The following is a 13,088-nucleotide window of genomic DNA, read 5'->3' as shown; positions in this document are numbered from 1 at the left end:
CCATTTCGTCCGTGGAGATACCGATTCACTACTCGATGCGAAACCTGGTCGTGCGTTCGCCCTTAGCGAGCCCTAGTAGGCGCTGAACTTCTGCGCGGATAGGTGCGATCTTCGCTTCCCGCGTACACTGTCTGCGACCCATGCCCCCGCTGTCGAGAAAGAAGGGGAGCGAAATGAAACGCCCTGCCCCCTCCCCTGTCGATCACTTGCTGGCGCAGATTGACAGCACTGACGCGGTGCACAGGAAACGGCAGGATGTTGCCACTCATGAGCCATCTGAGGTGCTCGTAGACCGGTTCGGGTTCCCATTCAGTATCGGCAAAGACTGCTACATCTGGCATTGGGCCAATTTCGCCATGCACGGCCATTAGGGCGAGTGTGGTGCTCTGGACACCTGCACCAAGCGACAGCACGCGCAGATCTGCCCCTTCGAGGGGTTCGCTGACACGCGGCCAGCTTGGGTGAACGTAGACTTGGCAAGCAGGTTGGGCATGGTCCCCCATGCTCGCCTCAATGCTCTTTGGTGGTGCGGCTGTCATGGTCAAAACCTGTGATTGCGGATGGCAGTCGTCGTCGGCTAGTCCACTCCTCTTTTTTATCATGCCGTGGCGATCTAAAATACTGATATATTTGACATAAATGCAAATATTCTCTTTGCCAGAAGTCCTGAAATCCGGCTTGCTTTGATGCCGGAGGTGAGGGAGCGCACGGCCCGCTTTGGCGGGCCCAGAAAACCCGTGACCGCGCAGCGGTCTCTGCAATTCCGACGGTGGACAGGGGCGGTGAGGTCTGACTTGCTCGTCAGCCGTCGGATCGGTCGCGCAAGAAGGACTTACCTGGCCCTTGACGGATGGACGAAAGAGGAAAGGCGGTGGGTCCGCGCCAACGGCGTGGAAGCCGCCTTTCCTCTTCCGTCGAGACGACCGGACAGGTACGGACCGTTTGCGCCCGAGCCGGTGGCTGCTGCGGAAGAGGCACAGGACGGCACTGCGTCAGGACTGTCTGCGCTTACACACGTCGTGGATACGCTCCACTAGAAATCGGGTCTAGGGGGTCTGATGGTTGAGGACACTACCTTCGATCTTAGGCGAAAGTTCCACCTTCGAAGCCCAAAGAACGCGTTCGTCGCGAGATCTATCCTGGCCGGTGTTTTGCAAGTTCTGCCAAGTTGCCAATAGTCGACTCAGCTTTGTTCGCAATGCCTAGACCGAACACCCTGATCTCTTAGTTCTCGGCTTTGCGGTGTCAGGGAGATGCAGAAGGCCGACAACTGCGATCCTCCGATGGCGTCTGCTCAGCGGATCTTGCAGCCTCAGGAAAATGGGCTTCTAGATCTTCACCTATTTTTGTTTGATAGCGATGATCCACCATCTGTGACGACATGCACTCGTCAACCTGATCCCCGATGGATGGATGGGCGTCTTGACGCGCGGGGGCGTACCGTCGCGTCGCGCAATCTGATCCGTGCAAATCAAGTTCAACATGTTCGGTGACATCGCCATTGTTCCATTCGAGCACGAAGCCAACGATGATCCAAACGACCTCATCTTGTTTCTCGAGGACATATTGAACCGTTCGAGCAATTACCCGTTTGCGGGGGTTTATTCGCAGCCTCAAGACGTCGAACACGTCGACTTCACTTGCCATGTCAGTCATCGATACTTCTCGCACTGGTTGAATCTATGGCACCGTATTTTTTCTCATACATCAATGGGTGATAAATCATACATCACGCCAAAATCGCCAGTATTTGAGCTGCTGTTTAGCGAGCGTTGATCCGGGCGTTTCTTTGCGGGGATGGAGTGCCCGAGCGTGCGTAGATTAAGCCTCAAGAACTCAGATCCTGCACTTGGTGATCAAGTGGCACAAATCGCCAGATGCAGCGTCGCGAGGCGCTTTAGGGAATTGTTCTGTCGGTCCGAAATTCTCATTAGAATTGGTCAGATATGGCAAGATCCTCACGCGAAGAGCGTCGGTATTCAGTTGCAGGGAATTGCGATTGATACCATCCCGTAAGGCCGCATCAAAGGCTCATCGGAAAGGCAGATTTCCTTTCTCTCATGCGCCCAAATACCTGCGCTTTAGTCAGCAAAGACCAACCTTTTACCTGGCTTCCCGCCCGCTCGTGTCCAATTGATCTCCAAGATCTAGAAGAAACAAGCGAGATGACTGAGCGGATCATTGCCAAACTACCGGCGATTAACTGCCCACACTCTTCTCCAAGCGATTTACTCGCTGGGCGCATCGACCGCGGATCCTTGGTGAAGACGTGATAGCAACCGCGCCGTAAACATCATGAGTTAGGTCTCGTGAAGACAACACTCGTCGAGGAGCCCAAAAACTCCGCCTTGTCGTGGAAGAACGCTTCTGAATTTAAGCTGCCGCTGGCTGCGGGGAAGTGCTAGGAATTCAATCTGCGATCAGGAAATCGTCTACTGATTTGCCAGATTGGATGGCTTCTTTGATCCAACCTGGCTGCCTTCCACGACCTGTCCAGGTCACCTCGGGGTTCTCCGGATGCCGATACTTGGCTGGTGCTTTGGTCGTTTTGCGAACGCGACTTGGGTCCGGCGCTGACTCAAGAAGCTCATTCAAGGAATAGCCGTATTTGCTCGCAGCTGTCTTGGCCGCTTTGAGAGCTTCGGTCTTTTGCTGCTTTTCCAGCTTTGCAATCGCTTTTGCGACGGCTTTTTGGTGAGCCTGCAATTGCGCCATTGTCATCTTTTCAAGGTTTATCTTCGCCATGGGTCTTTTCCATTTCTGATTTTCGACACCTCTCGCCGATAAATTGACAAGAAGCAAGGCCGGATCAATTTCCAGACTATCACTGAAGATGAACGGCTCTGTTGCACAGATATCGAACGCTATCCGAAAAGGAACGTTTGGAATGCGTCACGCCGCAAGGCTTTCGAAGATGTCAAACGGGCATCCTCGGCCCAGTTACCCCTTCCTGATCAGGTGCGCCGTTTCAATCCCGCTCAAAGTCGCCACTGCTGATCCGAGTGATTTGAAGCCGATCATTGGTCGCGTTCGTCGTTTCACGCCCCGGTGGTCCTGCTTGACGATGTTGTTGAGATACTTCGACCTATGGATCCAGATCCGACGCGGTGATCCCACCCTCGGCAACAAGATCACGAACTTCACGATATGAAAGTGGAAACCGGCAATACCACTGAACGGCGAACAGGATCACATAATTTCGGAAATCGATGGCCTTTGAACGGGTCACGACGCGGCATGGCGGCTCCTGCTTGCAGACAGGATCGCACCAATAGCTTGGCTAACGCGACAGAACCGTCCAGGTTCGGTCAATAAGCACTGCCGTCGCGCAACACGGTGCCAACTGACAACTAGACGAACTGAAAGTCGGCTTCTGTCAGGATGGTATGGTCGATGTTCGTGACAACAATCACATTATCCGTGCCAAAGGAGATCATGGCATCGCCGCTCTGTCCGATGATTGTAAGATCTGTGAAGCTCAGCCCAGTTCCGGAGAGTCGAATCTGATCGATGCCATCCTCGAAGTCAGTGATCGTATCACTGCCATCCTTCAGCTCAAATATGAAGACGTCTGCGCCGATCCCACCGGTTAGCAGGTCGTTCCCGGCACCACCAAACAGGCTATCGTCTGCCGCTCCGCCCACGAGGGTATCAAAGCCGTCGTTGCCGACCAGCGTATCGCTGCCTTCTCCACCATCCATTTGGTCGGCACCTGCCCCACCTGTCAGATCATCGTCTCCCGAAAGCCCCCGGAGGATGCTACCTGCGGATCCGGCCGTCAGCTGATCATCGAACAGTGAGCCTTCCAGCGCCTCGATGTTGACAAGCACATCACCCACCTCTTCGCCACCATTAGCACCGATCTGTCCGCCAGAGATGTCAAGATCGACGATGACCCCTTGCCCGGAGAGATGATAGCTCGCCGTGTCGATCCCGTCTTGGCCGTCCAGATGATCCGCGCCAAGGCCACCGACAAGAGTGTCATCCCCTTCGTGGGTCTTCAGCGTGTCATTGCCATCGAGACCGTAGACATTGTCCCCAGCAAAGCTGTAGAAGAAGGATCCATCATTGCCACTGGTGAGTGATATGGTGGTCTTTGCCTCGATCTCATCCTTGGTCCAGATGACGCCGTCGCTGAACTCAATGGCTTCGATGCCGACCCCTTCGGTATCGTAGAACGCAAAGTGTCGATGGACGGTGATCATTTCACCTGTGGTATCGACCCTCACTTGCAGAGCGAATGTGGCGTCGTTAGGGCGGGTAAGCGTGACATCTTCCGACGTCACATTTTTCAGGACAAGCCGATCTACCTCACTCAGAGACCTCGCCGTGTCGTGGATCGTGTCATTGCCATCGCCGGGGGTCCAGACGTAGCGGTCATTGCCAACGCCGCCGTCCAGGTGATCGACGCCCTCACCACCAAAAAGGTGATCGTCACCCTTGTCGCCGCGCAGCGTATCGTTGCCCGCAAGCCCGTAGATATGGTCATCCGCCCAACTGATCTGGATCGACGTATCATTGGCAGCGGTACCGTAAATCTTAGTCTTTGCCTCGATCTCATCCTTGGTCCAGATGACGCCGTCGCTGAACTCAATGGCTTCGATGCCGACCCCTTCGGTATCGTAGAACGCAAAGTGTCGATGGACGGTGATCATTTCACCTGTGGTATCGACCCTCACTTGCAGAGCGAATGTGGCGTCGTTAGGGCGGGTAAGCGTGACATCTTCCGACGTCACATTTTTCAGGACAAGCCGATCTACCTCACTCAGAGACGTCGCCGTGTCGTGGATCGTGTCATTGCCATCGCCGGGGGTCCAGACGTAGCGGTCATTGCCAACGCCGCCGTCCAGGTGATCGACGCCCTCACCACCAAAAAGGTGATCGTCACCCTTGTCGCCGCGCAGCGTATCGTTGCCCGCAAGCCCGTAGATATGGTCATCCGCCCAACTGATCTGGATCGACGTATCATTGGCAGCGGTACCGTAAATCTTAGTCTTTGCCTCGATCTCATCTTTGGTCCAGATAACGCCGTCGCTGAACTCAATGGCTTCGATGCCCGTACCCCGCGTGTCGTAGTAGGCGAAGTGCTTTTTGATCGTGAGTACTTCGGGGCTTCCGTCCATTGTAATGAGCAAGTTAAACGTAGCGTCATTAGGTCGGGTGAGCGTCACCTCTGTCGAGGACACATCAGTAAGCACCAGCGTATCGATGTCACTTAAAGACGTTGCACTGTCATCGATGGTGTCGCTGCCATCTCCTGTTGTCCATATGTAGCGGTCGTTCCCACCGCCTCCTTTGAGCAGATCCACGCCTTCGCCGCCTTCGAGCCGATCGTCTCCGCCTTTGCCGTCCAGCGTGTCATTGCCTTCAAGCCCAAAGATCCGGTCTTTGAAGCCCCATCCGACCAGCGTATTCGAAGCACTGGTCCCAGTGATGACCGTTTCAGCCACCGGCTGGTTGAGAACTTCAACCAGGGATCCATCCGCAAACGCCAGAACTTCGAGGCCATACCCGAGTGTAGCAGACTGGAAGCGATTGGTATCAGTCAGGCTTTCGCCGGTTGGGACGATGGTAATGACCAGATTGCTACCGACCTGCGATAGATCTGCATCCTTGACGTCCACATTCTCCAGTTTCAGGACGTCAACCTCACTCAGTGATGTCGATGTATCGTTGATTGTATCGTTGCCGTCTCCCCGGGACCAGATATACACGTCGTTGCCCTCGCCGCCGTTCATGCGATCAGCGCCCAGTCCGCCGACAAGGCGATCGTCGCCCTTGCCGCCCCCGAACACATCGTTCCCGTCTAGTCCGTAGATATTATCATCTGCGAAGGTATTTATGATTGCGCCTTGGTTACCGTCGGTCCCGTAAGTACGGGTGCGCGCCTCGATCTCATCCTTCACCCAGGTGACACCGTCGGCGAACTCAATCATTTCGATCCCGTAGCCGCGGCTATCGTAGAAGAGATATTGCTGGGTAAAGGTGATAACCTCACCGGTTGCGCCGACCGTAAGTCTCATACCGTAGCTGCTGTCATTGGGGCGCGTCAGTTCAACATCGGTCGAGTCAACGTCTTTCAGGACAAGCTTGTCCACATCCGTCATCGACGTGGCGGTGTCATGAATGGTGTCATTGCCGTCACCAGTAGACCAGATGTAGGTATCGTTGCCTTCACCGCCGTTCATGCGGTCGTCGCCCAATCCTCCAACGAGGGTATCATCGCCCCGACCACCGCCGAAGATGTCATTTCCACCGAGGGCGTAAATCGCATCATGTGCGAAAGAGTTCACGATAGCGCCTTCGACGCCATCTGTGCCAAAGGTCGTCGAATTCCTTTCAATGTCGTCCTTGGCCCAGGTAATGCCATCGGCAAAGCTGATCATCTCGATCCCGTAACCGCGGGTCTCGTAAAAGTAGTATTGGTCGAAAAAGGTCAGGACTTCTCCAGTGGTATCGATTGTCAGCTGCAGATCATAGCTATTGTCGTTAGGACGGATCAGCGTGACATCATCGTGGTTCACGTCCGTTAGAACCAGCATGTCAACATCGGTAAGCGATGTCGCCGTGTCGTTGATCGTGTCGTTGCCGTCCAGCGTCGTCCAGACGTAGCTGTCGCTGCCCTCACCGCCGTTCATTCTGTCATCACCCAGCCCACCGACGAGACGGTCATCACCTTTTCCGCCACCAAAGGTATCGTTTCCGCCCAAGCCGTAGAGAGCGTCATCCGCAAAGGTGTTTACGATGTGGCCCTGGTTGCCATTCGTGCCTTCGGTTTTTGTTTCTGCCTCGATCCGCTCCTTTGTCCAAACCTCTCCATCGCTGAACTCGATCATCTCGATACCGTAACCACGGGTATCGTAGAAATAATACTGTTGTTGGAACGTCAGGACCTCGTTTGAGCCCTTGACTGCCAGCACCATGCCGTAGCTGGAATCGTTGGGCCGCGTCAGTGTTACGTCGCCGGAAGTCAGGTCAGTCAGAACAAGACTGTCCGTGTCCGACAAAGACGTCGCACCGTCGTAAATCGTGTCGCTCCCGTGACCACGTGACCAGACGTAGATGTCGTTGCCCGAACTACCGTTCAGGTAGTCGTTACCCGCACCACCGGTGAGCCGGTCGCTCCCGGCCCCACCTGTCAGTGTATCGTTGCCATCAAATCCGCGAAGATCGTCCTGTCCCGCACCACCGGTGAGCACGTTCACCGCAGCGGATCCTGTGCTGACGGTGATGGTTTCGGACGTATTCGCGACATGCGCCCTGCCAATGGCCAGATGGTCCGGGCTCTGCGCAAGAGACGCAATGAACTGCGCAGCCGATAGCCGCCCCGAAGATAGGTTCTGTTCCCACGTGGCAAGCTCCGATGGATCCGGCGCACGCCCGAGCGCGTTCAGGAACGCCTGTTGAACAAGGGCCGTACCAGTCAAGCCAGCAAGGCTTGTGGAGGCAACTCCTTGTATATTGGCATCCGCCGCGAGCAGCTTGACTGCAATGTCATCGAGTTTGTCCGTATCCTCCAACAGCAGATCGCTGAAATGAGCCAACTCTTGCGCGGTGGCGTCACGGTCGTAGGTGACGTCAATCAGGCTTTTGACCAGACTTTCGACATAGGCCCGGTCGAGGGTCCGCTCGAACTCCGCAGGGTTGATGATCACGTCAAAGTTGTTGGTAGAGCGGTGTTCATTGCCGATGATCAGATGCTCAATTGATTCCGACAGCCTTAAGGCAAGATCGGTCTTCGACAGGGCACTGGTTGCAAGCGCGTCCAGATCGCGATGCAATTCCTGAAGGTCTGGCGCCCGTCCGAAGGAATTGAGGTAGATCTGCGTCAGAAACTCGGCATTGGATTGGGTGCCATAACGGGTCGAGAACTCGTATGATGACAGCAGTTCGCTCGCGAGATCCTCCAGCTTGAGCTCTGCATCCTCGACCCACTCGACCAGAGTTTCGATCTCGTTGAAGTCCATGTCCCTATCAAGAACCGTATCGAAAATGCGCGCCGCTTCATCCAGGACCCGGTTCATGGCGGATTGATCGAGGCGCGCTTCAGCGGTCTCCCTCAAAAGCACGCCGGAGCTGCTGTAATAGCTTTTTTCGCTCGTCCAGGTTTCGATTCCAAACGTGTCGAACTCGTGTGAAACGACGATTCTTTCTCCTGAAACCGAGGCAGTCACGCCGTTGTCCCAGACATAGCTACGAGGATCCACGACGGAGCGGGTGATGGTTTGCAGATTGCCGTCCCGGAGGAAGGTGGTCACGAGCCCGTCGGACGAGGTCGTCGTCACGAACCGGTTGGTCTCGCTGCCGCCTTCGTTGAACGACCGCTCGATGACCACTTCCTGCCCGTCGGATCGTAGGCTGCGCGAGATTTGTTTGTCGGCAATGCCATTGCCGTCGTAGTCCGCAATCTCGCTGCTGGTCCGACCGTCAGCGCTGGTCGTGATCGTGACGTTGGATCGCAGCTCATCGTCCGCATAGCGCGTCACCGCCGTCGTGGTCGTGCTGCCATCCGCGCCATATGTCGTCAGGGTGGTCTTTGTACCGTCGATGACGCCGTCGCCGTCCATGTCCGTCTCGGTCACCGTGCGGTAGCCATTGGCGGAGGTCGTGACAGTTTCGCGCATCGCGACGCTGCTTTGACCAAAACGCTCGGCAAAACTGACAACCACGCTGCCATCATCAGCGAACGTTGTGTCCCACGTCCGGCTGCGATCGGCGGAGCCGTCCCCGTCAAAGTCAAAATGCTGCGCCCGGGCCATGCCGTTTGCAGATTGCGTGGTCTTTACTTCAGCAGATATCGAGCCATCCATTTTCAGGTCAGAGTGAACCGACGTCAGCCCACGACTGAGATCCTCGTTGAATTGTACACGCCGGTCCTCAAATCCGTTGCCATCAAGATCGATCGTTTGGGTGCGTGCGCGTCCATCGCCAGTGATCGTTTCGGCAATAGCGCGGGTCAGGGTATATCCTGCCCCGAAGTCCTGGGTCGTCTGCTTCACCGCGCCAGTACCGCTTTCGATCCGCGAGACGTGGCGGTCCGCCCTGCCATCGCCGTCGTAATCTGCGACCACAAATGTTTCGAGGCCGTTTCCGCTCGTGGTCGTTGTGATCTCGGACATGAGCGTTGCGGTCGCGTCTCGGCTCAACTGTGCACGAACGGCACCCCCGTCCGAGCGCAGTTCGGTGACGTCGGTGGTGAAGGCCTCCTCCACACCGTCGCCGTCAAGGTCCAGATGCGCCGTGACCGACAGACCATCATCGCTGGTTAGGTACTCTTCTCGACCGAGCGCCACATAGTGACCATCACGGTGCTCCACCACACGATGCGTGGCCCCGTCCTGCTTCAGCGTCGTGCGATCCATGCTGCGCAACTCGAACGTGCCATCGCCGTCGCGATCCAGGGTCGTGAGCCGTGTCAGGCCGTTTGCCGACAGCAAGGAAGACTGTTTGGCGATCAGAGCGCCGCCCGTCGAATGGTAGGTTGTTTCCGTCGTGACCGCCCCGTCATCACCGAGTGATGTGGTGACGATCTCGTCGTCAAACCCGTTTCCATCCGCGTCGAGGCTTGTCGTGACGGTTCGACCGTCTGCGCTGGTCACGCTTGATCGGCTGTTCAGCGGGTCTCCGTTCTCGGCCGTCGCCTGAACGGTCTCGGTCCAGATCCCATCGAGAGACCAGGACAGCGACGAGGTGGTGGTGCGCTCATCGGCGCCGTTGCCGTCTGCGTCCACCAATTCTGTCGTCGTGGTGCCATCATCCGAGACCGTCACCGCCGATCCTGCAAAACGGCTGCCATCGGCACCGGTTTCCACAATCGTGGTGGTCCTGGAGCCATCTGCGTCGAGCACGGATGTCGCCTGGCTGGTGCGTTCGAACACACCGTCGCCGTCCTCGTCCAGCCGGGATGTCACTGTAAGGCCATTGGCGCTCGTGACCGTTTCGCTACGGCTTTGCAGATCGCCCATGGCGGAAAGCTCCGTGACGGTCTCGGTCAGGATGCCGCTCTCCGCCAGCACGCGCGAAGTGATCATGTCAACAACGCCGTCACCGTTGACATCCGCTTCGACAAGAACGGAGCTGTCATTGTCATTCCGAGTTGTCCTGGTGCTGTCACGCAGACCACCGCCGGCTTCCCGCAAGTCGCGCGTCACCGTGCGACCCCCGTCGTCGTGCAGAACCGTCGTTGCCTCGCTCTCGAGGTCCGCAATGCCGTCGCCATCGCTGTCGTAGCGCATGCGCGTGGTCAGACCATCGTCGCTCACCGCGGTCGCAATCGATGTCAGCAGACGGCCGTCGGCCGCACGTGTTTCATCCGCTGTGACCCACGTGCCGTCGGCGTTCAGCAGGCTCGTGCTGGTCTGGTCCCGCTCGAAGACGCCATCGCCATCCGCATCCCGCTGCGCGCGCGCGGTCAGCGTGTCGTCGCTGACAGTGGAGATGGTCGTCCCCCGCAAACTCAGATCGCCGTTCAGAACTGTCGTGGTGGTTGTCCGGCTACCGTCCGCATTCAGGACGGTAGCGGTCTCCTCGATGACGTCGGCGACATCGTCTCCATCCAGGTCCCGCTCGGTCCTCGAGACAAGGCCGTTGGCGCTAACCGACGTCAGCGAGGCGGAAATCTTCGTGCCGTCGGCGCTGGACCTGACGCCACTGACAACCGTCGCGCCGTCCACTGCCTCGGTGGAGGTCGTCCGCTCGTCGATGATGCCATCGCCATCGGTATCCAGATCGGTCGTCTTGATCCGGCGATCCGCGCTTTCCGTCGAGGTCGTCCGGTTCAACAGGGTCGTGCCATCGCCGGCATAGGCCGATACCGTGCGGGTAACGCCACCGTCCGCCTCCAGGACCCGCACGTCCAAGGTCTGGCTGTCGAGCACGCCATCCCCGTCGAGATCCGCCGTCGTTGTCGTGGTCAGCCCGTCGGTGCTGGTGATCTCCACGGTTCTGTCGCGCAACGTGCCATTCTGGTTGCGCGTCTCGACGGTCTGCATTGACACGCCTGCGCCATTCATCGCTGTCGTGTCGGAGACGATCGTGTCGACATCGCCATCCCCGTCCGCATCCACAGAGGTGGTGATCGTGAGGCCATTTTTCGAGGAGAGCGTTGTGGTGCTGGCCAGCACGGTTCCATCGAGAGCACGGGTCTGATCCAGTGTGGTCCGCTCCTCCGTGACCGTGTCGATCGTGACTGAACGGATCCGCTCGTCCGCGTCGAAGACACCATCCTGATCCAGATCAACCCAGGTTTCCGAGCTGACCTTGTCTGCGCCGAGGGTTTTCTTCTGCATCGACCGAACGGAACCATCCGTGTTGGTCACCGTCACCGTATTCTCTCGGCTCCCGTCGCCGTGGATCACGGTCGCATCGACGGTTGTGCTGTCGATGTCGCCGTCACCGTCCACATCCGATGCAATCGTCTTCGTCAGCGCGTCCGCTGACTGGGTCTGGGTCGTTTCGCTGCGCAGACTGCCGTCACCATTCTCGACCCGCAGCAGCGATGTGCTGTCACCTCCGGCATTGAGCGTGATGGCAAGGTCCTCGACGGTTTCCGCGAGCCCGTCACCGTCCGCATCTCGCCGGATCACTTTGCTTTCGCCATCGGGGCCGACGACCATCACTTCGGAGGACCGCAGACTGCCGTCCTGATTGCGTGTGTCGGTGCTCTCAGTGCGGCTCGCGTCCGCATGCTCGGTGATGCTGTGGCTGACCGTGGCATCTGCGACGGTATCACCGTCCTCATCGGTCCCTTTTGTGCGGATCAGCCCGTTGACTGACGTAGTCTCGCTCGAGCCGCGAATGACCGACCCGTCCTGCGCCAGATCGTTGATTACGATGCTGCGGCTGCCGTCGGGTGCCGTCGTGCGGATCTCTTCCTGATCGAACCAGCCACCGCCGGTGCTGTCCCGCTGGATCGTTACATCCGAACCATCCGCGCTTGTGGTCGTGACCACACGGCTGACAAGAATGGCGGTTGCCGGATCCGAGCCGATACTACTTGAGGTTGTTTCTGTTTTGTTCCCGTTATTATCCGTCAAGGTGGTGATCTTCTGGAGGCGATCCACCACACCATCGCCGTTGTCATCATAGCTGTTGGTGATTTGCGCGCCGTCCGGGCTTGTCACAGACGTGATCACGTAGGCGATATCGCCCGTGGCGCTGAAGGCGGTGTTTACGACCACCCGGTTGCCCGCGCCATCGATGCCCTCGGACTGCTCTACCCGGTATCCTTGCGCCTCGGCCACGAGCGTTGCATTGGCCACTTTGCCGGTTGTGCCGTCTGCGCGGGTGAACGTCGTCTCGCCAGTGATCATCGACCCATCCGGCAGCTCAATCCGGGTGGTGTCCGCGGTCAGGTCGATTGAGGTGATGCCCAATTCGGTGAGCGTCTTCGCTGTAGTCGATCCGTCCGGGTTGGTCACGAGGACCTTGAAGTCCGCGAAGCGGTCGTCCGAGGCGTCCAGTACACCATCGTCACTGCTGTCGAACACCGCCCGCAGTGCTGCCAGATCATCCGTTGCAGTCGGGTCCCACTCGGTGAAGACAAACTCCCGCTTCTCCGAGATCGCGCCATCGCCGTCATCATCGATGAAGAGCACCCCGTCGCCCGCGCCGGCCCAGGCAGTGCGGTGCAGAAGCCCATCGCCGCCTGCATCCATGAAGATCGTCGATTTGCTCAGCTCGGTGATTTCGATGCCATTGCCATCCAAGTCAAGAAGAACAGGCTTGAGAGAGCCCCTCCAGTTATAGTGGTCTGCCGGGTCTAAGTTCGTCCAATTTCGGATATTTTGCGCTTCCGCAATGGTTGACCGAAGGTCCTGAATAATACTATCAAATGGGGCTTCGGGAGCCGGGTCCTTGTCCTTGCCCAATTGGTTTTCTTCCCAGCCTTTGGCGATACCGCGCATATCTTTTTTATCAAAGGTCTGACGTATTGTTTGGCCCTGTTTTTCTCCACTCTTTTTGAATGTGCTGACGTATTCATATGAGTGCTCTCCGGTAACGGCATTCCGGTTTTCGCCGGCCAGCGTATGTGTCTGTGTTTCAATCTGGCCATCTGGCAGCTCAACTTCGACGGTAATGTTACCGGG

General features: G+C 57.4%; 4 protein-coding genes and 1 pseudogene. 1 reads left to right on the top strand and 4 read right to left on the bottom strand.

Annotation, left to right across the window (positions count from 1 at the left end; genetic code table 11):
* The first annotated feature begins 173 nt into the window (after nucleotides 1–173).
* Nucleotides 174–371, top strand: coding sequence for a hypothetical protein (locus Q1A53_RS18660; RefSeq protein ID WP_299969315.1), 198 nt, complete (start codon nucleotides 174–176; stop codon nucleotides 369–371).
* Between the two features lie 874 nt (nucleotides 372–1,245).
* Here Q1A53_RS18660 and Q1A53_RS18655 read toward each other — a convergent pair.
* The 4 genes and pseudogenes from Q1A53_RS18655 to Q1A53_RS18640 form a co-directional block, all read right to left on the bottom strand.
* Entirely contained in the window at nucleotides 1,246–1,647 is a 402-nt protein-coding gene (locus tag Q1A53_RS18655) for a hypothetical protein (RefSeq protein ID WP_299969313.1), read from the bottom strand.
* Between the two features lie 762 nt (nucleotides 1,648–2,409).
* Nucleotides 2,410–2,745 (bottom strand): H-NS histone family protein, encoded by a 336-nt coding sequence (locus Q1A53_RS18650; protein WP_299969311.1) that lies wholly within the window; start codon nucleotides 2,743–2,745, stop codon nucleotides 2,410–2,412.
* A gap of 195 nt (nucleotides 2,746–2,940) precedes the next feature.
* Nucleotides 2,941–3,105 (bottom strand): annotated as a pseudogene (locus Q1A53_RS18645) (DDE-type integrase/transposase/recombinase); the annotation flags it as partial.
* A 245-nt stretch (nucleotides 3,106–3,350) separates the two neighbouring features.
* A complete protein-coding gene (locus Q1A53_RS18640; protein WP_299969309.1) occupies nucleotides 3,351–12,707 on the bottom strand; it encodes a calcium-binding protein in 9,357 nt (3,118 codons plus the stop codon).
* Between the last annotated feature and the right edge of the window lie 381 nt (nucleotides 12,708–13,088).

It is taken from the genome of uncultured Roseobacter sp. (genome assembly GCF_947496515.1).
In the GTDB taxonomy this organism is placed as follows: Bacteria; Pseudomonadota; Alphaproteobacteria; order Rhodobacterales; family Rhodobacteraceae; genus Roseobacter.
This window is presented reverse-complemented; position numbering and strand designations above follow the sequence as displayed.

Excerpts from the sequence above, each read along its gene's own strand:
- Q1A53_RS18660 (WP_299969315.1), top strand. The coding sequence starts at position 174 with ATGAAACGCCCTGCCCCCTCCCCTGTCGATCACTTGCTGGCGCAGATT.
- Q1A53_RS18655 (WP_299969313.1), bottom strand. The coding sequence starts at position 1,647 with ATGGCAAGTGAAGTCGACGTGTTCGACGTCTTGAGGCTGCGAATAAAC.
- Q1A53_RS18650 (WP_299969311.1), bottom strand. The coding sequence starts at position 2,745 with ATGGCGAAGATAAACCTTGAAAAGATGACAATGGCGCAATTGCAGGCT.